At 74.1% G+C, this 22,863-nt stretch carries 21 protein-coding genes and 1 tRNA gene; 5 read left to right on the forward strand and 17 right to left on the reverse strand.

Annotated features, from left to right (window positions below):
• Positions 1-143: 143 nt before the first annotated feature.
• Positions 144-1,193, reverse strand: a complete 1,050-nt coding sequence (locus ACFWIC_RS00250) for a family 2 encapsulin nanocompartment cargo protein polyprenyl transferase (protein ID WP_329951398.1) — start codon at positions 1,191-1,193, stop codon at positions 144-146.
• Positions 1,194-1,292: 99 nt separating this feature from the next.
• Positions 1,293-2,720: a family 2B encapsulin nanocompartment shell protein gene (locus ACFWIC_RS00255; RefSeq protein WP_380514509.1), complete on the reverse strand. Its 1,428-nt coding sequence runs from the start codon at positions 2,718-2,720 to the stop codon at positions 1,293-1,295.
• 342 nt (positions 2,721-3,062) lie between these two features.
• Between ACFWIC_RS00255 and ACFWIC_RS00260 the strand changes: the two genes are divergently transcribed.
• A complete protein-coding gene (locus ACFWIC_RS00260) occupies positions 3,063-4,184 on the forward strand; it encodes an ATP-grasp domain-containing protein (RefSeq protein ID WP_329951396.1) in 1,122 nt (373 codons plus the stop codon).
• A 27-nt stretch (positions 4,185-4,211) separates the two neighbouring features.
• Here ACFWIC_RS00260 and ACFWIC_RS00265 read toward each other — a convergent pair whose 3' ends face one another.
• The 3 genes from ACFWIC_RS00265 to ACFWIC_RS00275 form a co-directional block, all read right to left on the reverse strand.
• Positions 4,212-4,739, reverse strand: a complete 528-nt coding sequence (locus ACFWIC_RS00265; RefSeq protein ID WP_329951395.1) for a methylated-DNA--[protein]-cysteine S-methyltransferase — start codon at positions 4,737-4,739, stop codon at positions 4,212-4,214.
• 155 nt (positions 4,740-4,894) lie between these two features.
• Positions 4,895-5,128 (reverse strand): hypothetical protein, encoded by a 234-nt coding sequence (locus ACFWIC_RS00270; RefSeq protein ID WP_329885586.1) that lies wholly within the window; start codon positions 5,126-5,128, stop codon positions 4,895-4,897.
• A 143-nt stretch (positions 5,129-5,271) separates the two neighbouring features.
• Positions 5,272-6,642 carry an MFS transporter gene (locus ACFWIC_RS00275; protein ID WP_380514514.1) on the reverse strand — a complete coding sequence of 457 codons (1,371 nt, stop codon included), beginning with the start codon at positions 6,640-6,642 and terminating at the stop codon, positions 5,272-5,274.
• A 203-nt stretch (positions 6,643-6,845) separates the two neighbouring features.
• On the opposite strand from ACFWIC_RS00275, the gene ACFWIC_RS00280 reads away from it, so the two are divergent.
• Positions 6,846-7,670: a hypothetical protein gene (locus ACFWIC_RS00280; protein ID WP_380514517.1), complete on the forward strand. Its 825-nt coding sequence runs from the start codon at positions 6,846-6,848 to the stop codon at positions 7,668-7,670.
• A gap of 132 nt (positions 7,671-7,802) precedes the next feature.
• On the opposite strand, the gene ACFWIC_RS00285 is transcribed toward ACFWIC_RS00280, so the two are convergent.
• The 5 genes from ACFWIC_RS00285 to ACFWIC_RS00305 all read right to left on the reverse strand — a co-directional run bounded on the left by ACFWIC_RS00285 (position 7,803) and on the right by ACFWIC_RS00305 (position 12,419).
• A complete protein-coding gene (locus ACFWIC_RS00285; protein ID WP_380514519.1) occupies positions 7,803-9,239 on the reverse strand; it encodes a glutamine synthetase in 1,437 nt (478 codons plus the stop codon).
• Positions 9,239-10,738 (reverse strand): amino acid permease, encoded by a 1,500-nt coding sequence (locus tag ACFWIC_RS00290; protein WP_329951391.1) that lies wholly within the window; start codon positions 10,736-10,738, stop codon positions 9,239-9,241. The genes ACFWIC_RS00285 and ACFWIC_RS00290 overlap by 1 nt, the downstream gene beginning before the upstream one ends.
• A gap of 58 nt (positions 10,739-10,796) precedes the next feature.
• Positions 10,797-11,783, reverse strand: coding sequence for a hypothetical protein (locus ACFWIC_RS00295; protein ID WP_355408354.1), 987 nt, complete (start codon positions 11,781-11,783; stop codon positions 10,797-10,799).
• A 14-nt stretch (positions 11,784-11,797) separates the two neighbouring features.
• The gene (locus ACFWIC_RS00300) at positions 11,798-11,926 is read right to left on the reverse strand and encodes a hypothetical protein (RefSeq protein ID WP_380514523.1); all 129 of its coding nucleotides are present in this window, start codon (positions 11,924-11,926) and stop codon (positions 11,798-11,800) included.
• Positions 11,927-12,345: 419 nt separating this feature from the next.
• Positions 12,346-12,419 (reverse strand) — tRNA-Thr (locus ACFWIC_RS00305).
• 298 nt (positions 12,420-12,717) lie between these two features.
• On the opposite strand from ACFWIC_RS00305, the gene ACFWIC_RS00310 reads away from it, so the two are divergent.
• The 3 genes from ACFWIC_RS00310 to ACFWIC_RS00320 all read left to right on the forward strand — a co-directional run bounded on the left by ACFWIC_RS00310 (position 12,718) and on the right by ACFWIC_RS00320 (position 15,422).
• The gene (locus tag ACFWIC_RS00310) at positions 12,718-13,809 is read left to right on the forward strand and encodes a sn-glycerol-3-phosphate ABC transporter ATP-binding protein UgpC (protein WP_329885594.1); all 1,092 of its coding nucleotides are present in this window, start codon (positions 12,718-12,720) and stop codon (positions 13,807-13,809) included.
• A gap of 208 nt (positions 13,810-14,017) precedes the next feature.
• The gene (locus tag ACFWIC_RS00315) at positions 14,018-14,461 is read left to right on the forward strand and encodes a hypothetical protein (protein WP_329885595.1); all 444 of its coding nucleotides are present in this window, start codon (positions 14,018-14,020) and stop codon (positions 14,459-14,461) included.
• 178 nt (positions 14,462-14,639) lie between these two features.
• A complete protein-coding gene (locus ACFWIC_RS00320; protein WP_329885596.1) occupies positions 14,640-15,422 on the forward strand; it encodes a nucleotidyltransferase family protein in 783 nt (260 codons plus the stop codon).
• 209 nt (positions 15,423-15,631) lie between these two features.
• Here the strand turns inward: ACFWIC_RS00320 and ACFWIC_RS00325 are convergent, their stop codons facing one another.
• The 7 genes from ACFWIC_RS00325 to ACFWIC_RS00355 form a co-directional block, all read right to left on the reverse strand.
• Positions 15,632-17,389: a DoxX family membrane protein gene (locus tag ACFWIC_RS00325; RefSeq protein WP_380514527.1), complete on the reverse strand. Its 1,758-nt coding sequence runs from the start codon at positions 17,387-17,389 to the stop codon at positions 15,632-15,634.
• A gap of 186 nt (positions 17,390-17,575) precedes the next feature.
• Positions 17,576-18,571, reverse strand: coding sequence for a 23S rRNA (guanosine(2251)-2'-O)-methyltransferase RlmB (gene rlmB, locus ACFWIC_RS00330; protein WP_380363877.1), 996 nt, complete (start codon positions 18,569-18,571; stop codon positions 17,576-17,578).
• 140 nt (positions 18,572-18,711) lie between these two features.
• On the reverse strand, positions 18,712-20,106 hold the full coding sequence (cysS, locus tag ACFWIC_RS00335) for a cysteine--tRNA ligase (protein ID WP_329951387.1): 1,395 nt from the start codon (positions 20,104-20,106) through the stop codon (positions 18,712-18,714).
• Between the two features lie 118 nt (positions 20,107-20,224).
• Complete coding sequence (locus ACFWIC_RS00340) at positions 20,225-20,620, reverse strand: PPOX class F420-dependent oxidoreductase (protein WP_329885600.1); 396 nt, start codon at positions 20,618-20,620, stop codon at positions 20,225-20,227.
• 253 nt (positions 20,621-20,873) lie between these two features.
• Positions 20,874-21,383 carry a 2-C-methyl-D-erythritol 2,4-cyclodiphosphate synthase gene (ispF, locus tag ACFWIC_RS00345; protein WP_329885601.1) on the reverse strand — a complete coding sequence of 170 codons (510 nt, stop codon included), beginning with the start codon at positions 21,381-21,383 and terminating at the stop codon, positions 20,874-20,876.
• Positions 21,373-22,122, reverse strand: coding sequence for a 2-C-methyl-D-erythritol 4-phosphate cytidylyltransferase (gene ispD, locus ACFWIC_RS00350; protein WP_329951436.1), 750 nt, complete (start codon positions 22,120-22,122; stop codon positions 21,373-21,375). Before ispD ends, ispF begins: the two co-directional genes overlap by 11 nt.
• A gap of 258 nt (positions 22,123-22,380) precedes the next feature.
• Positions 22,381-22,863 (reverse strand): CarD family transcriptional regulator, encoded by a 483-nt coding sequence (locus tag ACFWIC_RS00355; RefSeq protein WP_030244332.1) that lies wholly within the window; start codon positions 22,861-22,863, stop codon positions 22,381-22,383.

The following is a 22,863-nucleotide window of genomic DNA, read 5'->3' on the forward strand; positions in this document are numbered from 1 at the left end:
CGCCGCGGCGGTGGGCCCCCCCCGGCCGCCCGGCCGCCCCCCCGCCCGCCCCCGCGCCGGGGGGGGGGGGGGGGGGCCGGGGGGGCGGGGGGGGGGGGGGGGGGGGCGGCCCCCCCCCCCCCCACGGCCGGGCGGCGGACGCCTCAGTGACTGCGGCGGGTGACCAGCTCGGCGAGGGCGAGCAGTTCGTCGGCGGCCGACGGCTCGGGCACCGCGACGGCCAGCTGCGCCAGCGCCGCGGCCATCCGCTCGCAGGACTCGCCCTGGGCCCAGGCCCGCCCTCCGGCGCCCTCGACGGCAGCCGCGCAGCTCGCCAGTTCCTCGGCGGTCAGCGTCCGCTCCAGCCCGTACAGCTCGGCCAGTCGGGCACCGTCGGGTGTCCCGGAGCTCAGCGCCGCCACCACCGGCAGCGACTTCTTCCGGGCGACGAGGTCCGCGCCGACCGGCTTCCCGGTGACCGACGGGTCGCCCCAGATGCCGATCAGGTCGTCGATCAGCTGGAACGCCAGGCCGATCTCCCGGCCGAAGCCGTCCATCGCCCGGGCGGCCGTCTCCGAGCCGCCCGCGTACCGGGCCCCCATCGCGCAGGCCGCGCCGAGCAGCGCACCGGTCTTGGCCTCGGCCATCGCCAGGCACTCGGCCAGCGAAACGTCACTGCGCTGCTCGAAGGCGCAGTCGATCTGCTGCCCCTCGCAGAGCTCCACCACGCAGTCGGCCAGCCGGCGGACGGCGTCGGTCGCGGCCGGGTGGCCGTCCTCGGCGAGCAGGCGCAGCGCCAGCGCGTGCATGGCGTCGCCGGCGAGGATCGCCTCGGTGGTGCCGAACACCCGCCACGCGGTGGGGCGGTGCCGCCTGGTCTCGTCCCGGTCGATGATGTCGTCGTGCAGCAGCGTGAAGTTGTGCACCAGCTCGACGGCCGCCGCGGCGGCGGTGGCCGAGGCCGGGCTGCCGCCGAGGGCCTGGGCGGCGGCCAGCACCAGGGCCGGCCGGATGGCCTTCCCGGAGGGTGCGGCGGCCGGCGAACCGTCCGCCTCCCACCAGCCGAAGTGGTAGCCCGCGACCCGGCGCATGGTGCCGGGCAGCGAGTCGACGGCGGCGCGCAGGACCGGATCGACCAGGCCGCGGGCGCGGGCGAGGACGTCCTCGGCCTCGTGCCCCTCCCGGTGGTCGCGCTCCAGCGTGAACATTCCCATGGGTCCTCCCCTTGGTGGTGCGACGTGCCGGTGCAGCGGACGGCGTCGCCCGGCCGGACACGGGTGCCCCGGCCGGGCGACGCGGTTCGCCGGCCCCGGTCAGCCCTGGTGGTGCGAGAGGTCGACGTTCTCCAGGACGCCGACGGCGTCCGGCACCAGAATGGCGGCGGAGTAGTAGGCGCTCACGAGATAGGAAATGATGGCCTTCTCACTGATTCCCATGAATCGGACCGAGAGGGCCGGCTCGTATTCATCGGGAATTCCGGTCTGGTGCAGACCCACGACGCCCTGGTTGTCCTCGCCGGTGCGCATGGCGAGGATCGAGCTGGTGTTCCCGCCGACGATCGGGATCTTGTCGCACGGGAAGACCGGCACGCCGCGCCAGCCGAACACCTGCCGGCCCTGGACCTCGACGGTGTCCGGGTAGAGGCCGCGCCGGTTGCACTCGCGGCCGAAGGCGGCGATGGCCCGCGGGTGGGCCAGGAACAGCTTGGTGCCGCGGCGGCGGCTCAGCAGCTCGTCCATGTCGTCCGGGGTGGGCGGGCCGGAGTGGGTCTGGATCCGCTGCTCGTGGTCGGCGTTGTTGAGCAGGCCGAACTCCGGGTTGTTGACCAGCTCGTGCTCCTGGCGCTCGCGCAGCGCCTCGATGGTCAGCCGGAGCTGGTGCTCGGTCTGGTTCATCGGCTGGTTGTAGAGGTCGGCGACCCGGGTGTGCACCTTGAGCACGGTCTGCGCGACGCTGAGCTCGTACTCGCGCGGCCTGAGCTCGTAGTCCACGAAGGCGCCGGGCAGCTCGTACTCGCCGTGGTGGCCGGCGGAGAGGCCGATGGCCGCCTCGCCGTGCTTGTTCTGCGGCGCCTGGAACCCGGCGAGGTACTCCATGACCTGCAGCTGGAGCGCCTCGGAGCGGTCCGCGAGCTCCTGGAAGGCGGGCCAGGAGAGCGCGAGGACGGTGCCGGCCGTCGCCGCCCGCACCGTGTACGTCCAGGTGCCGCCCTCCTGCTTGAGCACCTCGTCGCCCAGGTGGTCGCCGTCGGCCACGGTGCCGACCACCGCCTCCTCGCCGTATTTGCCCGTTCCGATCCGGTTGAGCTTGCCGTACGCGACGATGAAGACCTCGTCGATCGGCGCGCCCGCCGCGACCAGGACCTCACCGGCGGAGAACTCGCGTTGGACGAAGCGCCCGGCCAGTTCCTCCAGCACGGCGTCGTCCTCGAAACCACGCAGCACGGGCAGCTCGCGCAGCGTCGGCGGGACGACCCGCACCGCGGGGCCGGTCCGGTCGAGGCCGACCCGGCCGCGCCCGACGGTGTGGCGCAGCCGCCGGTTCACCCGGTAGGTGCCGCCCGAGACCTCGACCCACGGCAGCGTCCTGAGCAGCCAGCGCGGGCTGATCCCCTGCATCTGCGGCGCGGACTTGGTGGTGGTCGCGAGGTTCCGCGCCGCCACCGTGGCCAGGCTCTGCTGCTCCCGGGTCTGCGGTGCGCCGCCCGGTGCGGGAATACCGGTGTTGGTTTCGGTCGACATGTGGGAGCCCTTCGCATACCCGTGCCCGATGAGGTGACATCTTGCACCCCTCATGGTGGGGCCGTTCGGAGGGCATCCGCAATCACTCTTTCGAGTGGTCGGGATAACCGAAAAAATAGTACGAATAGAATGTCTGATCGATATTAATTCGAGCAAGTGATCCAACGACTTTCGGAACACGACCCTCCGGTTCGCCTCCCGGGCCGCGCACGCCGGACCCACCCCGCGTTCACGCCGACGCAAGGGGCCGCTAAGGTGCCACTTCAAGGGTCACGGGGCCAGTTGACGAGCGCGGCCGCACCGGATGCCCTCCCCTCGTTCACCCCTGCCCTGGGAGGCCTGATGAGCGCCCCCGTCACTGTCTGGCTCAACCGCACGTACGCCGAGAACGTGTTCTTCATCGAACAGTTGCGCGCCGCACCGCGTCCGGTCCGGATCCACGCCACCCACCTCGACCCCGACTCCCCGGTCCTCGCCGCGGCCGACCACGCCGGTCTGGAACCCGCCGACCTCACCCCGGACGCCTACGTCGCCTTCGCGCTCGACTACTGCGCCCGCCACTCCGTCGACGTCTTCCTGCCCCGCCTGCACCAGCTGGCGATATCCCTGCACCGCCACGAGTTCGAGGCGGTCGGCACCTCCCTCGCCTGCCCGCCCGCCGCGGCCATCGCGGCCTTCGCGAGCAAGGCGGACGGCTACGCGGCGATCGCCGACGCCGGGCTCCCCACCCCGCCCTGGTGGCTGGTCCGCACCGCCGAGGACCTGGTCACCGCCGTCGACCGGATCGAGTCGGCCGGCCTCACCGCCTGCCTGAAGCCCGCCTCCGGCGCCGGCGGCGAGGGCTTCCGGATGCTCACCCGGGAACCGTTCGGCCTGCACCGGCTGGCCGGCTGGGACAGCCGGGTCCAGGTCGACCAGGTGGCCGCCGCGCTGACCGACGCCGCGCGGGAGAACCCCGGCGAGCCGGCCGACCTGCTGGTCATGCCCTACCTGGACGGCCCCGAGATATCGGTGGACTGCCTCGCCGACCTCGACGGCACCCTGCTGGCCGCCGTGGGCCGCAGCAAGCACCGGCGCCGCCGCACCTTCACCACCGCGCCCCGGTACCTCGAACCCGCCCGCCGCCTGGTCGAGGCGACCGGGATGGCGTTCCTCTCCAACGTGCAGTTCCGCCACCTGCACGGCGAACCGGTGGTCATCGACGTCAACACCCGACCCTCCGGCGGCCTGCACCAGCTGGGCCTCTGCGGCCTCAACCTGCCCTGGAACGCGGTGCAGCTGGCGCTCGGCGAACGCCCGGACACCGAGTGGACCGTGGATCCGGCGAGCGTCGAGTACACGCTGGTCTCCGGCGTCCAGCCGGTGCTGCCGCGCCAGTCGCCGTTCGCCCCGCCGCCCGCCCTGCCGTCCGCGCTGCCGTCCGTCGCCCCGGCCGGGCACCCCGAGGTCCAGCTGGTGCACTGACCGCTCCGGAGCGGGCCGCTCACCCCTTCAGAGCGGCCCGTTCCAGTCCAGCGTCGGCTCCAGCACGCCCTCCAGGGTGAGCAGCCAGCGCTTCACGTCGATCCCGACCCGGCCACCGCCGAAGCCGCCGATCCCGTCCGCCGCCACCACCCGGTGGCAGGGCACCAGCATCGCGACGGGGTTGGCCGCCATCATCTGCCCGACCGTCCGGGCCGCCAGCCCGGGCTCCTCGACACCGCCGAACACCCCGCTCCGGGAAGCCAGTTCGCCGTACGTGATGGTCCGCCCGTACGGCACCTCGCGGAACAGCGTCTGCAGCACGGCCCGGTGCGGCCCGGTGCTCAGGCTCCAGTCGATCGGCAGGTCCAGCTCACGGCGCCGGCCCGCCAGGTACTCGCCGACCCGGTCGGTGACCGCGGCGATCTTCGTGTCGTCGGCGCAGCGCGGCAGTTCGCCGGGGTTCCCGAGGTAGCCGATCGCCGCCACCCCCTGCGGCGTCACCGCCACGTGCAGCGGGCCGCTCGGCAGCGGCGTCTCCACCGTCAGCCACGACATCGGCCCCGCCCCGTACCGCTCCACCACGTCCGAACCCCCGCCCAGCCCCGCCGGACCGGCCGCCGGCCACCCCGTCGCCCGGGGGACGCGCGCGGACCACCCGCCCCGCGCGCCATCGTACGGCGGGCCGGGTACGCGGTCCGGTGCGTCCGCCGTTACAGCCGGCCCTTCAGCTCCGCGGCGAGCGCCCGCGACCAGTGGGACAGTTCCGCCCGGTCGGGAGTCCGGCCCTCGCAGAGGGCGCCGAGCTGCGCGTCGTTGATCCGGTTCGGCCCCGGGATCTCCAGCAGGTACGCGAGTTCCTCCAGCACGGTGGCGAGCCGCTTGGCGTCGGTGTGGTCCAGGGCGACGGCCGCCTCGTGGTGGCCGATGGTGAGTGAACCGGGCATGACCTACCTCCTCCGTCCGCCCCCGCACTCCCTCCACCGTACGACCGCCCGGCCCGGCGTGCCCCCCGTACCGCGCGCCGCTACCGCGCTCCCGCGCCGCCGTACCGCGCCGCCGTGCCGTGGCCGGTCCTCGGCGGGCCCGGTCAGTCGGGCCCCCCGCCGGGCCCCGGGCGCACGCCCGCCGCAGCCGGCGCCGCCTCCCCCGGCGGCTGCGCCGGCCCGTCCCAGCCCCGGCCGCGCACCTCGCGCACCGCCAGCACGGCCGCCCCGGCCAGCAGCTGCCACCCCGCGCCGAACAGCAGGACGCGGGACACCCCGACCCGGTCGGCCACCGGCCCGGCCGCCGCGAGGCCGAGCGGCCCGAGCACGAACGCGCCCAGTCCGCCGAACGCGGTCACCCTGGCCAGCACCCCGGCCGGCACCCAGCGCTGCCGCGTCGAGTCGAACAGCGCGCCGCAGACCGCCGATCCCGCCCCGGCCACCGACGCGGCCAGGAGCGTCCAGCCCAGCGCCGCCCCGGCCGCGAGCGCCGCGGAGGGCAGCGCCCAACCGAGGCTCGCCACCGTCGCCACCGCGAGCGGCCGGGCCGGCCTGCGTCCCAGCATCAGCAGGCCGCCCAGCACCGCACCGACCCCGTACACGCCCATCACCAGGCCCCAGGCCCGCGCCCCGCCCAGCTCGCGCTGCGCGGTCAGCGGTCCCAGCACCAGGAACGGCGCCCAGACCAGCAGGTTGAAGAGCGCCATCTGCACGGTGGTGACCCAGAGCCAGCGCCGCGAGCGGAACTCCGCCCAGCCGGCGCGGAGTTCGGCCGACATCGAGTCCGCGCCACCCGCGCCCGGCCCGGCCTCCCCGGCCTCCCCGGTCGGTCCGCCCGGCCCGACCGGCCCGACCGCCGAGGTCCGGGCCAGCGCCAGCGCAGCGATCCCGTACGTCACCGCGTCGATCAGCAGCACCGCACCCGGACCGTACCCCGCCGTGATCACCCCGGCGAGCGCCGGTCCGGCCACCATCGACACCGAACGGGCCAGCCCCAGCAGGGCGTTGGCGTCCGGCAGACGCTCCTTCCGGCGCACCAGCGCGGGCACCGACGCGCCCAGCGCCGGTATGAACAGCCCCTCGCCGAGCCCCCAGGCGGCGACCAGCGCCGCCATCGCCCAGACCGGCGCGTGCCCGGTCGCCAGCGCCGCCGCGAACCCGCCCTGCACCGCGCAGCGCAGCACGTCCGACCCCAGCATCACCCGGCGACTGCCCAGCCGGTCGGCGACCACCCCGCCGACCAGCATCACCAGCACGATCGGCAGGATCCGGGCAGCCATCACCCAACCCAGCTCGGTCCCGCCGCCCCCGCCGTCGAGCACCGCGAACGCCACGGCCACCGGCGCCATCGAGGAGCCGACCAGCGAGGTCGCGTAACCGACGAAGAACCACCCGAAATCACGTTCCCCCAGCACGGCCAGACGGCCGTCCGGCCGTCGGCGGCGGGCCCGCCCCCACTCCGCTTCCCCTGTCACGGGCGCCAAGTCTGCCCGCGCACGAAGGCCGCCGACAAGGACTTCCGGTGAAAAACCTGAGCCTATTCGACTCATTTTCTCGAAACCGCGCCACCACCGCAGTAAACTCCCGGAAAACCCTCTCCCACCTGCTATTTACTGCGATGGCAAGCACTACTCCGGCGCCCTCGGACATCGCTGTTTACTGCGGAAAGAAGACGCCGATGCCACCCCAGCCGCCGGTCGAGTACGCCGTCGCCGTCGAGCGCTACCTGGCCGCCTCCGGGCTCGGCGCCGCCTCCCGCCGCGTCTACCGGATCGCCCTGCACACCTGGACCTGGGCCCTGGCCGGCCGCCCCGCCCCCACCGGCCCCGAGCGGCGCCGCGCCCGTCCGCCCGTCCTGCCGCTCGCCCGGCTCGACCACCCGGACACCCCCGCCCGCCTCCTGGCCGCCGCCGACCGGCGCGCCGACGAGGCCGACCCGCGCACCCTCAACCGCGAGCTCGCCATCCTGCGGGCCGCCACCTCCTGGTGGCGCGCCCAGGACTGGATCGACACCGACCCGGCCGCCGGCCTGCGCCCGCACACCGCCCACGCCGCAGCCCCGGCCCCGCTCACCCCCGAACAGCTCCACGCCCTCTTCGCCCTCGGCGCACCGCTCCGCGAGCAGACCCTCTGGCGCCTGCTGCACGAGAGCGGAGCCACCGTCGAAGCCGTCCTCGCCCTCGACGTCGACGACCTCGACCTCCCCGGCCGCCGCACCCGCCCCCCGGGTCCGCCCCTGCGCTGGCAGACCGGCACCGCCCGACTGCTCCCGCTCCTCCTCACCGGCCGCACCGCCGGCCCGCTGTTCCTCACCGACCGGCGGGCCCCCGCGGCCACCCCCGCCGCCGACCGCTGCCCCCACACCGGCCGCGGTCGCCTCTCCTACCGCCGCGCCGCCGAACTCTTCACCGCCCGCACCACCGCCCTGTCCCCCGGCGGCTGGACCCTCCGGCGGCTGCGCCCGGCCGCCCGAACGCCCGCCCGCCGGACGCCCGCCCCCTGAGGCCGGCGGACGGGCACCCCTCGACCGGGCGGAGCGCCCACGGTTGCGCGGCCGAAGGCGCACCGGGCCGCGCGGCGGGCAGCAGAACGGCCGGCCGCGGCACTCACGTGCGGCGACCGGCCGTCCCGGGGGTCACGCCTGGGCGAACCCCCGGCGCACCTCCGCGTCGGTGACGACGCCGTTGTGGTGGTCGAGGTCGAGCCGCGCGAGGCCCGCCAGGTGGGCGACCTGCCGGTCGCCGAGCAGCCCGGCCGCCAGCTCGCTGCGCTCGAACGGCCCGACCGCCTCGACGAGGTGGGAGGGGATCCGCGCCGCCCCCGTGTCCAGGTAGGCGTCGCCCTCGCTGGCCCGGGGGGCCTTGAGGCCGTTCCCGATGCCGTGCCGCACCCCCGCGAGCACGGCCGCGAGGGCCGCGTACGGGTTGGCGTCCGCGCCCGGCAGCCGGATCTCCAGGTGGAGGCCCGCGCCGTGGCCGACCACCCGCACCGCGCAGGCGCGGTTGTCCCGGCCCCAGGTGAACCGGGTCGGGGCGAAGGAGTGGTCGCGGAAGCGGCGGTAGGAGTTCACGTAGGGCGCGTAGAGCGGCGCCGTGACCGGAAGCACCTCCAGCAGTCCGGCCACCGCCTGCTCGCCCAGGTCCGACAGCGCGGTACCGCCGGGCCCGCCGAGCACCGGCCCGTCCGCCCCGTACAGGGAGACGTGCAGGTGCATCCCGCTGCCGGTGCCGGTGGCCGGGGACGCCATGAACGTCGGCGCCAGGCCGTGCCGGTCGGCGACCGCCCGGACGGCGTGCTTGAACAGCATGTGCTGGAGGCAGGCGAGCCGCGGGTCGCCGTACGGGAAGGTCACCTCCACCTGCCCGGGGGCGCCCTCCAGCTTCACGGCCTCCACCGGCAGGCCGGCGCCCGCGAGGGCCCGGCGCAGGCTCCGGGTGAAGTCGGCGACCGTGCGGGGCTGGTCGAGGGCGTAGTCCCGGTTGTCCCAGGTCGCCGGGCGCAGCCGGCGGAAGTCCCGGCCGGCGGCGTCCCGGACGCTCCCCTCGTAGAGCACGAACTCCGTCTCCACACCGACCTGCACGCTCAGGCCGTGCTCGGCCAGCAGGGTCAGCTGGTCGTCCAGCAGCGTGTCCGGCGCCACCGGCAGCGGTTCGCCGCCGGACACCGGGCGGCAGGGCACCAGCGCCGTCGCGGGCAGCCACGGCAGCAGCCGAGCGTCCGCGAGGTCGGCCGCCAGGGCCACGTCGGAGAACCCCGTCCCCCACGAGCCGAGTGCCCCGCTCCCGTCCGCCGACATGCCCAGGTCGGTGTCGAACACGTACCCGCACATCTCCGGGGCGAGCCGCCCGGAACCCAGCCGGTCCAGCAGCACCCCGGCGTCGAACTCCTTGCCCTTGAGCCGGCCCTGCCAGTCCACCGCCGCCAGCAGCACGGTGTCGACCCCGCCGCCGCGCACCAGGGCCCGCAGCGGACCGGTGGCGGGGGCACCGACCGGGCGCGCCTCCGAGGAGGCCGGGAGCGCCGGGGAGGGGGCGGCCGCCCGCCGACGACGGGCGGCCGGTCCGCCGGACATCAGATCACGCTCCCGGTCAGCTCGGTCAGTTCGGCGCTCTGCTGCACCGGCGGGTTGTAGGAACGGCCGGCCTTCAGCCACCACAGGCCCGCGCCCAGGAGCGCCACCAGCAGCGCGACGGGCGCGTAGTTGAACGTGTCCGAGGTGACCGGGTACGCCTGGGGGAGGCAGAACAGCACGGTGACCACCGCGACCCAGCAGACCGCCACCACCCCGATCGGCCGGCTCCACCGGCCCAGGGTCCACGGGCCGGCCTGGAACGCCTTCCCCCTGCGCAGCCGGAGGTAGATCGGGATCGCGTAGGCCGGGGTCATCCCCAGGACGTTGATCGCCGTCACCGCCCCGTACGCCACCGGGCTGTACAGCGCGGGCAGGGCCAGGACCAGTGCCGCGCCCACGGCCAGCCAGACGCCGGCCACCGGGGTCCCGGTGCGCGGCGAGACCCGGCTCCAGAGTGCCGAGCCCGGCAGTGCCCCGTCCCGCGAGAACGCGAAGACCATCCGGCTGGCCGCCGCCGTCTCGGCGTTGCCGCAGAAGAGCTGCGCGACGATCACCACCGCGAGCAGCGCCTTGGCGCCGTTGAGGCCCAGCGCGTCGAGGAAGATCTGGGCCGGCGGCACCCCGGTGGCCGAGTCGATGGTGCCCGCGTAGTCCTGGATCGCGAACAGCATGCCGGCCAGCAGCACGAAGCCGGCGATCCAGCTCACCCAGATCGCCCGGACGATGCCGCGCGCGGCGGAGACCGACGCCCGCGTCGTCTCCTCCGACATGTGCGCCGAGGCGTCGTAGCCGGAGAACGTGTACTGCGCCAGCAGCAGACCCAGGCAGGACACGTAGATCGGGTTGGTCCACCCGGTGTTGTTCACGAAGTGCGTGAACACCCAGGTGGTGTCCTGGTGCTGGGAGGGCACGATCATCAGCGCGCCGACGATCACCACGACGCCGCCCAGGTGCCACCAGACCGAGATGCTGTTGAGCACCGACACCAGCCGGACGCCGCGGAGGTTCAGCCCGGCGTGGACCACCAGGATCACCATGAAGATCAGGAACAGCTTGCCCGGGGTCGGCTCGAAGCCCCACTGGAGGTTGGCCAGCGCGCCGACGAACGACGCGGCGCCGTAGTCGATCCCCGCGATACCGCCCACCAGGCCGAGCAGGTTCAGCCAGCCGGTGGCCCAGCCCCAGCGCGGACCGCCGAGCCGGTGGGCCATGAAGTAGAGGGCGCCGCTGGTCGGGTAGGCGCTGGTGACCTCGGCGAGCGCCATGCCCACCAGGACGACCATCAGCCCGACCCCGACCCAGCCCCAGAGCATCACGGCCGGGCCTCCGGTGTTCAGGCCGAAGCCGAACAGCGTCATGCAGCCGCTGAGGATCGAGATGACCGAGAAACTTATCGCGAAGTTCCCGAACTCGCCCATTCTGCGGTTGAGTTTGGGCTCGTAGCCGAGGCGACGGAGCTGGCTGTCGTCGCTGCTGGGAGTTGCGTGTGCGGGTGGCATCGCCGGACCTCCGGGGGGACGGATTCGTGCGGACGGGGAAGCGGCAGGGCGGGCGGGTTCAGCTCTGGCCGCTCGAACTGCCGACGTAGGCCTGGTGCCTGGCGGTGAGCAGCAGGCTCTCCGCCAGTTCCGGGGAGTCGGCGACGTGGATCCACGGCGCCTGGGACGCGAACGACCCGAGGGCACCGAAGACCTCGACGGCCTCCCTCATCCGGACACCGGCCCACAGCGCGTGGGCGAGATGGCTCAGGTCGACGACCGGCCACTGGTCGGGCTGCTCCGTCGCGGTCCAGCTCTCGAACGCGGCCACGGCGCGGTCCCGGTGGGGTTCTCTCAGCCACTGGCGGCGCGCGATGTCCCGCCGCCGGTCGCTGCGGTACTGCTCGACGGACAGGTACAGCGGCAGCACGAACAGCGGCGAGCCGTAGGGCGCGTTCGGCAGCACGAAGTTGACGAAGTCGGTCGCCGACCAGCGGCGCACGGTCAGCCAGTACCGCAGCATCCGGACGTGCGCCTCGCGGTTGAACGGATCGCGCCGGTTCGCCTCGAAGAACAGGCCCCAGGGGCCCGGCGGCAGCATCATGTCCGGTCCCGGATCGCGGTGTTCGGCCCTCCGCTGCTCGGGGTCCAGGGTGGCGAGGGTGAGCAGGCAGAGCCAGGGCACCGGGTCGGCGGGGTGCTCCTCCACCGCGCGCCAGCTCGACTGCCGCGCGTTCTGCTCCAGCTCGACGGCGTCCCGGCGTCCCGCGGCGTGGGCGGCGGCGGCCCGCTCCACCTCGACCCGGAGCCGCAGGATCGCGAGGTCGGGACTCCCCGGCTCCTCCTGGGCCCAGTGCTCCAGCGCGTCGGAACGGGGCGCGACCACACTCAGCACCTGGGTCCTCGCCGATCTCCGGCTCCAGTCGCGCCCGGTCGAGTCCAGCAGAGTCCGGGTGGACAGCCACCGTCCGACCCGCAGGTCGTCGACCGCGGCTCTCAACTCGGCATCCTGGCCGGCGGGGTGATACACGAGCCGCGCCGGCTCCCGGCCGGGCATCGCGTCCATCTGCCGTTCCTTCCTCAGGGCTGAATTCCGTACGCGGGCAGCCTCACCACCCCGGCCAGCCAGGGGAAACCGCTGCCGGGGAATGGGTCGGCACCGTGCACCTCGTTCTCGGCACGGGCCTGACGCGACGTCAGGATAGTCATGGAATACGCACGTTAGGTGACCGGACCGTGACAACGTTAGCGGCGAACCGGTCTCACACGATCCCCATTGATCCGATCCGTCACCGTGCGCCCCCGGACCCGCGGACCGCCCCGGGCGCACCGGCCGACCCGCTGAGCTGTGGTTCTCGGAGAATCGTCCGGATGTCGCGAGGAGCCGCCCGGCCGCGCGCAGGGGGCCCGGCAGCCCCGGACGGCCGTCGCGGCGGCGCGCAGAAAAAAGGTGGCGGGCGGACGGGCGGGCGCCGGTGGCCGCCCCGCCCGCCGGGGACAGGCCCACGCGATCGAGCCCGCCGGCCCACGCGATCGGGCCCACGCGAACGGCCCCGGGCGCATCGCCCGGGGCCGTCGGCCGAGCCACCCGCGGTCCGGAGCCGGAGCCCGGCCGGGGTGACGTGCTGAGCCCCCTGTCGGATTCGAACCGACGACCTACGCTTTACAAGAGCGGTGCTCTGGCCAGCTGAGCTAAGGAGGCATGGTGACCGTCCGCGACGTGGTCACGGCGGCACCGGGGGCAGTCTACCGGGCGTGAACGGGCCGGTGGGGGGATATCCGGGGGTTGGGCGGGAGCCGCCCCCGGGGAGCGGACGTGATGGAACCGATGCCGAATTCCGATCGGCCGGGGGCTGACAATCGGCGGAAGCGCAGGTAGCGTCGCCGGAAGCCGGTGCGCGCCGTGGTTCAGACCACGGCCGATCGAGCCGGCGACAGCGATTCCCCCACCTTTACTCGGATCGTCCGGCACGTTCCTGCCGGTGAAGGAGAGCACAGCCATGGCTTCTGTGACGTACGACAAGGCGACCCGTGTCTACCCCGGGGCCGACAAGCCCTCGGTGGACGCCCTGGACCTGGACATCGCGGACGGCGAGTTCCTCGTCCTCGTCGGCCCCTCCGGCTGCGGCAAGTCGACCAGCCTCCGCATGCTGGCCGGCCTGGAGGACGTCAACAGCGGCGCGATCCGCATCGGCGACCGCGAGGTCACCCACCTGCCGCCGAAGGACCGGGACATCGCGATGGTGTTCCAGAACTACGCGCTGTACCCGCACATGACCGTCGCCGAGAACATGGGCTTCGCGCTCAAGATCGCCGGCGTCAACAAGTCGGAGATCCGCGCCAAGGTCGAGGAGGCCGGCAAGATCCTCGACCTCACCGCGCTGCTGGACCGGAAGCCGAAGGCGCTCTCCGGCGGTCAGCGCCAGCGTGTCGCGATGGGCCGCGCGATCGTCCGCGAGCCGCAGGTCTTCCTGATGGACGAGCCGCTGTCCAACCTGGACGCCAAGCTCCGCGTCTCGACCCGTACCCAGATCGCCGGCCTGCAGCGCCGCCTGGGCATCACCACGGTGTACGTGACCCACGACCAGACCGAGGCGCTCACCATGGGCGACCGGGTCGCGGTGCTCAAGGACGGCCTCCTGCAGCAGGTCGACACCCCGCGCAACATGTACGACCGGCCCGCCAACCTCTTCGTCGCCGGCTTCATCGGCTCGCCCGCGATGAACCTGGTCGAGGTGCCGCTGGTCGACGGCGGCGTGAAGTTCGGCGGCTCGGTCGTCAACATCTCCCGCGAGGACCTGTCCGGCGCCGGCACCGACAAGACCGTGACCGTCGGCATCCGCCCGGAGCACTTCGAGATCGTCCCCTCGGGCGGCATCGAGGGCGTCGCCGTCACCGTCAACGTGGTCGAGGAGCTCGGCTCGGACGGCTTCGTGTACGGCACCACCCAGATCGGCGGTGCGGACAAGGATCTGGTGGTCCGCGTGCACGGCCGCCAGATCCCGGCCCGCGGCGAGACCATCCACGTCGTGCCGATCGCCAACGAGACCCACGTGTTCTCCACCAGCAGCGGCGCCCGCCTCTCCAACTGAGCGGCCCCGACCGGCTCCGGCCGGCCGTGGCGCGCAGCACCCCGTCGGAGCCCCGTCGGACCGTCACCGGTCCGGCGGGGCTCCGCCGCGTCCGGCCACCCCAACGGGTGACGACGTCAACACGGTGCAGGGACGAACCCGGACATCCTGTCACCCGATGGTGTAACGGAGGGCGATGTGGCGCCCACCCACCGCTACTCTCCTGAGCGTGAAGCAGCTAGTTCGCCGAATCGGCCAGACCGTCGCCCTCGCCCTGCCCGTCGTCCTGGTGACCACCGGCACCCTCGCCGTGACCAGGGTGCCGTGGGCACCGCCGACCGCGCTGGACCAGCAGGTCGTGGCGGCGTCCAGCGGGGACGGCGCCGGGATCGGCCGGACGGCGACCGCCGGCAGGGCCCCCGACGGGCTCGCCCCCCAGGACGCGCTGCGCGTCGTGCTCCTGGACGAGCTGCGGGCGCACAACCCGGGCAGCGCGCTGGACCTGCTGGAGCGCTCCATGCGCGAGCAGCCCGCGCTGACGCCGTACTGCACCTCGCTCGCCACCGAGCTGGGCAAGGCCGCGGTGCGCAAGTACCAGGGCGACGTCCAGCGCGCCCGGTCCTTCGCCCGCCCGGTCTGTGACGGCGCCTTCGCCTCCGGCGCCTCCGCCTGACCCGCGGCGACACCCGGCCCGGTGTCGCCGACCGGCGGGTGGCCGGCCGGGGTGTCGTCGGCCCGAGCGGCCCCGGTGACGGGCGCCACCGACCCGGGTGGTGCCCCGGCCGACCGCGTCCGTCACCGGTCCGCGCGATGCCGGCCCGCGGGCCCGGTACCGCGCCTATTGTTCAGCCATGAGCGCTGACTCCGGCCCCGCCGCCGCCCAACCGGCCCACCAGCCCCCGCCCGGCCCGGTACCCGTGACCCAGGCCGTCATCCTGGCCGGTGGCCAGGGCTCGCGGCTGCGGCCCTACACGGACGACCGCCCCAAGCCGCTGGTCGAGATCCCGGGCACGGGCACGCCGATCCTCGGCCACCAGCTGGCCTGGCTCGCCTCCGAGGGCGTCACCGACGCGGTCGTCTCCTGCGGCCACCTCGCGGACGTGCTGGAGGAGTGGCTCGACAAGGCCGACCTGCCGATGAAGGTCCGCACGGTGGTCGAGGCCGAGCCGCTCGGCCGAGGCGGCGGGCTCAAGTACGCCGCCGCGGCCCTGCCCCGCCCCGACGAACCCTGGTACGCCACCAACGGCGACATCTGGACCCGGTTCAGCCTTCGCGACATGGCCGCGTTCCACCACGAGCGCGACGCCGTCGCGACCCTCGCGCTGGCCCGCCCGCGGATCCCGTGGGGCGCGGTCGAGACCGACCAGTTCGGCAACGTCCTCGACTTCATCGAGGCCCCGCCCTCGCCGTTCCTCATCAACGCCGGGCTCTACGTGTTCAGCCCGGAGTTCGCCGAACTGCTGCCGGACGTCGGCGACCACGAGCGGACCACCTTCCCCCAGCTGGCCCGCAGCAAGCGGCTGGCCGGCTACCAGCTGCCGCAGGGCGTCTACTGGCGGGCCATCGACACCGCCAAGGACCTCACCGAGGCCGCCAAGGAGCTGGCCGCCGGCGCCGGCCGCGCCCCGCAGTGATCCGCCCCCGCCCCGTCCCTCGGTCCGCCCCCGGTGATCCGTCTCCCCCGGTGATCCGTCCCCCTCGGCGGGCCTGATCCCCGCGGTGGCCTCCCGCAGCCGCCACCGCGCCCGCCGGAGCCACCGCAGCAGCCCGCCGGGTCACCGGCCCACGACGACCGGCCGGGTGCTCCCCCACGGAGTACCCGGCCGGTCGTCGTCCCGGGCCGTCAGGTGGCCGTCGGGGCCCCCGGACGGGAGTTCCGCGCGCCGCCGCCGGCCAGCTCGGACATCGGCCCGCTCCCGAGCACACCGCCCAGCAGCCCCGAGCCCGAGCCGCTGCCCGTACCCGAGCCGGTCGGCGCGCCGCCGGTGCCGGCGCCGCTGCTCGGGCTCGGCTTCGACGCCGTCCCCGAGCCGCCGCCCGAGGCCGGCGTACTGCGCGGCGCGGGAGCCGACCCGGCGGGTGCCGGGGCGGCGGGCGGCGCCGAGGCGGCCGGCGCGGCCGGGCTGGCCGCACCGCTCTCCGGCTTGGCCGACTTCGCCTTGCCGCTCGGCGTGGCCGTCGCCGCCCTGGGCGAGGTCGGGGCGCCGGACGGCGGGGCGGACGTCGCCGGGGCGGTCGGCGAGGCCGGCCGGGAGGCGGCGGGCGAGGGCGAGGTGGACGGACCCTTCCCGCCGGGCGCGGCGGACGGCCCGCCGCTCGGCCAGACCGGGGTGCCGTAGTCGGTGGCCGGCCGGGACGGCGCCGGGTGCGGGCGGGCGCCGGTGCGGACCGCCGCGCCCAGCATCGAGCCGACCAGCAGGGTCAGTCCGACCACCACTGCGGTGACCACCGCACCGCGCCGCACCACCCGGCGGCGCAGCGCGGCCGGGGCGTCGGCACCGTACCGCCGCCAGGCCTCCAGGTTGAGCCGCCCGTCCAGCGAGCCGAACGGCGCGCCGGCGATCAGCAGCGGGCTCCACGCCGCCAGGAAGATCAGGTCGGGGGTGTCGTAGACCGGGACGGCCCGCCAGCTGACCGTGAACAGCAGCGCGGCGGAGAGGACCATCGCCGCACCGGCCGCGAGCCGCTGCCAGAGGCCGAGGACGGTCAGCACGCCGACCACGATCTCGGTGAAGGACACCACCAGGCCGGAGCCGACCGGGTGCGCCATGGCGAAGGCCAGCAGCGGATCGGCGACCTTCCAGGGGTGCAGCGAGGAGAGCCAGCGCATCATCGATCCGCGCTCGCCGCCGTCGAAGTACACCGGGTCGCAGAGCTTGCTGAACCCGGCGTAGACGGAGAGCGCGCCGAGCACCGCGCGCAGGGGCAGCAGCACCAGACCGAGGTCGACCCGGCGGCCGGGGTACCAGGGCTGCCTGCCCTCCGCCCCGGCGGCGGAGACCTCCGGCAGCTCGCCGCTGGGCGTCCAGCCCTGGGGCGCGCCGACCGGCCCGACGCCGGCCTCGGTGGCCGTGCCGGCTCCCTCGCGCGGTTGGCGCGGGACCGTCCGGGAGCCGCCGTACGGCGGGATCAGCCGGGTGTCGTCGTCCGCCAGGGAGCCGCGCCCGCCGGCACCGGCCGGTGCCGGGACTCCGCCCAGCCGGACGGCCTCCAGCAACTGGGTGGCGGCGACGTCGCCCGGCCGCGCCTCGCCGGTCCAGGTGACCGGTGTGACGCGGCCCTTGCGGCGCGGCCCGCCGGCCCCGCCGGTGAGCGCCGAGACCGTGGAGGCGGGCACGACGACCTGCGGGGTGACCGGCGAACGGCGGATCAGTCCCTGGGTGGCGTAGGGGTCGCCGAACGCGGCGCCGGTGGACAGCAGTCCGGCCGGAGCCTCGATCAGTGGCGCCACCGGGGTGCCGAGATTGAGCCGGAAGCTCGCCTGGGTGCTGCTGAGGCGCGCCGGGTCGGACGGCACCTTGACGGTGGTGAGGCCGGGTTCGGCCTCTATCCCGGTGCTGCCGCCGCCCAGGAGGGGGCGCCGAGGTGTTCTGGTGTCCACACCCGTCTAACCGGGTGACGCCCGGTTAGGACACTCTCCCGGGTGGATATCGGGAGCTCCCTTGAAGTGATCATGAGAAAAGCGATCGGGCCCGGTCGGGCCCGATCGCTTTCACTCGTCTTGCGGACGGACGACGGGGAATTCCGGAGAACCCCTTGCGCCGCGCGCCCCGCGTGTGCCTTCCGGTCAGCCGACCTTGGAGCGGAGCCGCGCCGCCTCGTACAGCACGACGCTCGCCGCGACACCGGCGTTCAGCGACTCGGTGAGCCCGGACATCGGGATCCGCACCAGCAGGTCGCAGGTCTCCGAGACCAGCCGGGACAGGCCCTTGCCCTCGCTGCCCGCGACGATCACGACGGGCCCGGTCAGCGCCTCCAGGTCCCCGATCTCGGCCTCGCCGTCGGCAGCCAGGCCGACCACCAGCAGGCCCGCCTTCTGGTAGCCCTCCAGCGTCCGGGTCAGGTTGGTGGCACGGGCGACGGGCAGCCGCGCGGCCGCACCCGAGGAGGTCTTCCACGCACCGGCGGTCATACCGGCCGCCCGGCGCTCGGGGATGACCACGCCGTGCGCGCCGAAGGCGGCGGCGGAACGGACCACGGCGCCCAGGTTGCGGGAGTCGGTGACGCCGTCCAGCGCCACGATCAGCGCGTCCTGGGCGGCCTCCGCGGCCTCGGCCAGCAGGTCCTCCGGGTGCGCGTACTCGTACGGCGGGACCTGGAGGACCAGGCCCTGGTGGTTCAGGCCGCCGGTCATCTGGTCCAGCTGCGGGCGCGGGGCCTCCATCAGCGGGATGCCCCGGTCGTTGGCGGCCTGGAAGGCGTCGCGGACCCGGTCGTCGGTGTCGATGAACTGCATGACGTACAGCGCGGTCGCCGGCACGCCGCCCTGCAGCGCCTCGACCACCGAGTTGCGGCCGACCACCAGCTCCGCGGCACCGGCGCCGCCGCGACCGCCGCGACCGCCGCCACCGGCGCGGCGCATGCCGGCCCGGGCCTTGGCGTCCCGCTCGCGCTTGATCGCGGCGTTGGCGGCCCGCTGCTTGGGGTGACCCTTGCGTTCGGCGCCGGGCGGGGTCGGGCCCTTGCCCTGGAGCGCCTTCCGGCTGTGGCCGCCGGTACCGACGTTCGCGCCCTTCTTCGACCCGGGGTTGCGGCGGTTCCTGCGCTGGCTGTTGCCGGCCATGGCTGTACTTCCTGTCTGTCTGTCCGGCATGGCCGGCCCCTCCGGCGGAAGCCGGTGGGGGCCGACGGCATGCGCTCCGTCATGCGGGAGGGCCGCACCGGTCAGGTACGGCCCCACCTCACCCCTCGGTCGCCCGGGGGTTACTGGTTGTTGATCGTCCAGCGCGGGCCGGACGGGGTGTCCTCGATGGCCAGTCCGGCCAGCCCGAGCTGGTCGCGGATGGCGTCCGCGGTGGCAAAGTCCTTGCGGGCCCGGGCCGCCTGCCGCTGCTCCAGGACCAGGTGGACCAGCGAGTCGACGACGCCGTGCAGGTCCTCGCCGCGCTCCGCCCCGGCCCAGTGCGGGTCGAGCGGGTCGAGTCCCAGTACACCGAGCATCGCACGGACCTCGGCCAATCGCGCCACCGCGTTCTCCTTGTCGTCCGCGGTGAGGGCGCTGTTGCCCTGGCGGACGGCGGTGTGCACGATGGCCAGCGCCTGGGGCACGCCCAGGTCGTCGTCCATCGCCTCGGCGAAGGCCGGCGGCACCTCGGGGGCGGCGTCGACCTTTCCGCAGCGCTCGACGGTCCGCTGGATGAAGCCCTCGATCCGGCCGAACCCGGCCTCGGCCTCGCGCAGCGACTCGTCGCTGTACTCGATCATCGAGCGGTAGTGCGGTGCGGCCAGGTAGTAGCGGAGCACGATCGGCCGCCAGCGCCGGACCATCTCGGAGACCAGCACCGAGTTGCCGAGCGACTTGCTCATCTTCTCGCCGCGCATGGTGACCCACGCGTTGTGCACCCAGAAGTTGGCGAAGTCGTCGCCGAACGCCTTGGACTGGGCGATCTCGTTCTCGTGGTGCGGGAAGATCAGGTCGAGCCCGCCGCCGTGGATGTCGAAGGCCGTGCCCAGGTACTTGTGGGCCATCGCGGAGCACTCCAGGTGCCACCCCGGGCGCCCGCGGCCCCACGGGGTCTCCCAGCTGGGTTCGCCGGGCTTGACCGACTTCCACATGGCGAAGTCGCGCTGGTCCCGCTTGCCGGTCTCGCCCTCGCCCTCGGGCTGCTGGAGGTTCTCCAGCTTCTGGTTGGAGAGCGCGAGGTAGCCCGGGAAGGACTTCACGTCGAAGTAGACGTTGCCCTCGGCCGCGTAGGCGTGCCCGCGCGCGATGAGTCCCCGCATCATCTCGATCATCTCGGGGACGTGCCCGGTGGCCCGTGGCTCGACGGTCGGCGGCAGGCAGCCCAGCGCGGAGTAACCGTCGTTGAAGGCCCGCTCGTTGGCGTAGGCGATCTGCCACCAGGGCGTGCCGAGCTCGCGCTCCTTGGCGATCACCTTGTCGTCGATGTCGGTGACGTTGCGGGCGAACGTCACCTGGTAGCCGCGGTAGGCGAACCACCGCTGCATGATGTCGAAGTTGAGACCGGACCGGATGTGCCCGATGTGTGGCGCCGACTGGACGGTAGCGCCGCACAGGTAGATCGAGACACAACCCGGTACAAGCGGGACGAAGTCGCGTACCTGGCGGGTGCTGGTGTCGTACAGGCGAATGCTCACAGCGTCAAGCGTAGTGGGCAGGAGGGGGTGCCCCGCGACATTCTGGAATGTCAATACCGCTGCAGAGCCGTTTCCGCTCTGTGACGTAGAGGAAGCACCCCCTCCGTTCCCGGGAGGGTCAGATCGAGCCGACCACCTTCCGCGGACTCAGCCGGACGACCACCCGAACGTCGTCCGGGCCGTCGTACGTGTACTTCTGCTCGCCGCGGTACTTCAGGCCGAGTTCGTCGATCAGCTCCCGGCCGCCCTCACGGGTCAGCGTGACCTCGCCGCGCACCTCCAGGTAGGTGTACGGGTTCTCCGGCGGGTTGATCACCAACGAGACGCGCGGGTCCTTCACCAGGTTGAGGTGCTTGCGGCGCCCCTCGACGGTGGAGAACAGGATGTCGTCGCCGTCCCGCTTCACCCAGACCACGGAGGACTGCGGGCTGCCGTCCGGCTGGAGCGTGGAGATCACGGCGAAGCTCTTGCCGTCGATCAGAGTCTTGGCCTGGTCGGAGAGATGTGCGGCCATCGGGACCTCGTTCTTCTCGTCAAACGGCGGTGGACAGATCGCCCGGTGGGCGGGGCCGGGCCCGGCGGGGGCCCGCACCGAACGGTAGCGACTCGGTCCCCCGGCAGCCCTTCTGAACACCCGTCACCCGTCGCTTATTCCCGAGCGGGTTCCCCCGATCCGGTGACGCCACCGCCCGATCCGCGACCGGACCGGCCCTCGACAGGCTTCCGGAAGGACCGGCGGCGCACCACCGGAACGGGCGGTGGGAACGTCAACGGCGTTCGTACACCAGGGCGGTGGCGATCGCGGCCAGCCCCTCGGCCCGACCGGTGAGACCCAGTCCGTCGGTGGTCGTGCCGGACACCGACACCGGCGCGCCGACCGCCGCGGCGAGCGCGGCCTGAGCCTCCTCGCGACGCTTGCCGATCTTCGGCCGAATACCGATCACCTGGATCGCCACGTTGCCGATCTCGAAGCCGGCCGCGCGGACCAGCCGCGCCGCCTCGCCGAGCAGCGTCACCCCGGACGCCCCGGCCCACTCGGGCCGGTCGGTGCCGAAGTGCGCGCCCAGGTCGCCGATCCCGGCGGCGGAGAACAGCGCGTCGCACGCCGCGTGCGCGGCCACGTCGGCGTCCGAGTGCCCGGCCAGGCCGTACTCGGCGCCCGGCCACTCCAGGCCGGCGACCCGGAGCGGGCGGCCGGCCTCGAAGGCGTGCACATCGGTGCCGATGCCGACCCGGGGAATCACCGGGGCGGCGCCGGCGGTCGGCTCAGTAGCCATCGGAGGCCCTCCTGCGGGCGAGCACGGCCTCGGCGAGCACGAGGTCCAGCGGGCGGGTCACCTTGAACGCCTCCTCGTGACCGGGCACCACGACCACCCGGCCGCCGTACCGCTCCACCAGGCCGGCGTCGTCGGTGACCGGCGGCAGCGCGCCCCCGGCCTCCTCGGCCAGCGCCTTGGCGTGCACCTCGGCCAGCGTCTCCCGGCGGAACCCCTGCGGGGTCTGGACCGCGCGCAGGGTGGACCGGTCGGGCGTGTCGAGCACCGGCTCGGGTCCGCCCGGCGCGGGCTCGACCCGCTTGACGGTGTCGGCCAGCGGCACCGCCGGCACCACCGCCTCCGCCCCGGCCCGGACGGCGGCCGCGACCGCGTCGACGACCTCGACCGGCACGAGCGGCCGGGCCGCGTCGTGCACCAGGACGATCCCGACCCCGGCGGGAATGGCGGCCAGGCCCAGCCGGACGGACTCCTGGCGGGTCTCCCCGCCGGCCACGACCCGGATGTCCTTGCCCTCCAGCCCGTGGCTGTCGAGCAGGGCGACCACCTCGGCCACCCCGTCGGCGGGCGCCGCGACCACGACCAGGCCGACCGCGCGGCTGCGGGTCAGCGCCCGGACGGCGTGCACCAGGAGCGGCACGCCGCCCAGGTCACGCAGGGCTTTCGGGGCACCGGGCCCCAGCCGCTCGCCGCGTCCCGCGGCGGGCACCACTGCTGCTGCGACTGCTGCTGTGGCGTTCAGGTTTCACTCCTTCGGAGAAGTGGGTATGGCCATGGCGTGCACGACGGGCGAGGACCCCTTCCGAAGCACCACCGTCCTCCGCCCGCGGAATCAGCAGAAACGGTCATGCAGACCCGAGGCCGGCCGGGCCGCCCGGGTGCGGGGCGTCGTCCGGACACGCCTCAGCGCCCGAAGTGCCACTGCACCACCCACCGGCCATCGGTCCGGTGAGCGGCGCGCCGGCATCGGGCGCTGTGAGCGTTGTGGAGCGGACGGCCGCTACGAGGCGAGCACCTCGTCGAGCAGCGTCTCCGCCTTGTCCTCGTTGGTGTTCTCCGCCAGCGCGAGCTCGCTGACGAGGATCTGGCGCGCCTTGGCGAGCATGCGCTTCTCTCCGGCCGAGAGACCGCGCTCACGCTCACGACGCCAGAGGTCGCGCACAACCTCGGCGACCTTGATAACGTCGCCCGAAGCGAGCTTCTCCAGGTTCGCCTTGTAGCGACGGGACCAGTTGGTCGGCTCTTCGGTGTACGGTGCGCGAAGCACCTCGAAGACCCGGTCCAGACCCTCCTGGCCGACTACGTCGCGCACGCCGACGAACTCCGCGTTCTCGGCGGGCACGCGGAGCGTCAGGTCTCCCTGCTGCACCTTCAGCACCAGGTAGGTCTTGTCCACACCTTTGATCTGGCGAATTTCGATGGCCTCGATCAGCGCAGCCCCGTGATGGGGGTAGACCACCGTGTCGCCAACCTTGAACGTCAT

This window comes from Kitasatospora sp. NPDC127035, assembly GCF_042726075.1.
Classification (GTDB): Bacteria; Actinomycetota; Actinomycetes; order Streptomycetales; family Streptomycetaceae; genus Kitasatospora.

What these genes read in the sequence shown, in the direction of transcription:
- ACFWIC_RS00250 (WP_329951398.1), bottom strand. Translation starts at nt 1,193, where the DNA reads ATGGGAATGTTCACGCTGGAGCGCGACCACCGGGAGGGGCACGAGGCC.
- ACFWIC_RS00255 (WP_380514509.1), bottom strand. Translation starts at nt 2,720, where the DNA reads ATGTCGACCGAAACCAACACCGGTATTCCCGCACCGGGCGGCGCACCG.
- ACFWIC_RS00260 (WP_329951396.1), top strand. Translation starts at nt 3,063, where the DNA reads ATGAGCGCCCCCGTCACTGTCTGGCTCAACCGCACGTACGCCGAGAAC.
- ACFWIC_RS00265 (WP_329951395.1), bottom strand. Translation starts at nt 4,739, where the DNA reads ATGTCGTGGCTGACGGTGGAGACGCCGCTGCCGAGCGGCCCGCTGCAC.
- ACFWIC_RS00270 (WP_329885586.1), bottom strand. Translation starts at nt 5,128, where the DNA reads ATGCCCGGTTCACTCACCATCGGCCACCACGAGGCGGCCGTCGCCCTG.
- ACFWIC_RS00280 (WP_380514517.1), top strand. Translation starts at nt 6,846, where the DNA reads ATGCCACCCCAGCCGCCGGTCGAGTACGCCGTCGCCGTCGAGCGCTAC.
- ACFWIC_RS00285 (WP_380514519.1), bottom strand. Translation starts at nt 9,239, where the DNA reads ATGTCCGGCGGACCGGCCGCCCGTCGTCGGCGGGCGGCCGCCCCCTCC.
- ACFWIC_RS00290 (WP_329951391.1), bottom strand. Translation starts at nt 10,738, where the DNA reads ATGCCACCCGCACACGCAACTCCCAGCAGCGACGACAGCCAGCTCCGT.
- ACFWIC_RS00295 (WP_355408354.1), bottom strand. Translation starts at nt 11,783, where the DNA reads ATGGACGCGATGCCCGGCCGGGAGCCGGCGCGGCTCGTGTATCACCCC.
- ACFWIC_RS00300 (WP_380514523.1), bottom strand. Translation starts at nt 11,926, where the DNA reads ATGACTATCCTGACGTCGCGTCAGGCCCGTGCCGAGAACGAGGTGCAC.
- ACFWIC_RS00310 (WP_329885594.1), top strand. Translation starts at nt 12,718, where the DNA reads ATGGCTTCTGTGACGTACGACAAGGCGACCCGTGTCTACCCCGGGGCC.
- ACFWIC_RS00320 (WP_329885596.1), top strand. Translation starts at nt 14,640, where the DNA reads ATGAGCGCTGACTCCGGCCCCGCCGCCGCCCAACCGGCCCACCAGCCC.
- rlmB (WP_380363877.1), bottom strand. Translation starts at nt 18,571, where the DNA reads ATGGCCGGCAACAGCCAGCGCAGGAACCGCCGCAACCCCGGGTCGAAG.
- ACFWIC_RS00340 (WP_329885600.1), bottom strand. Translation starts at nt 20,620, where the DNA reads ATGGCCGCACATCTCTCCGACCAGGCCAAGACTCTGATCGACGGCAAG.
- ispF (WP_329885601.1), bottom strand. Translation starts at nt 21,383, where the DNA reads ATGGCTACTGAGCCGACCGCCGGCGCCGCCCCGGTGATTCCCCGGGTC.
- ACFWIC_RS00355 (WP_030244332.1), bottom strand. Translation starts at nt 22,863, where the DNA reads ATGACGTTCAAGGTTGGCGACACGGTGGTCTACCCCCATCACGGGGCT.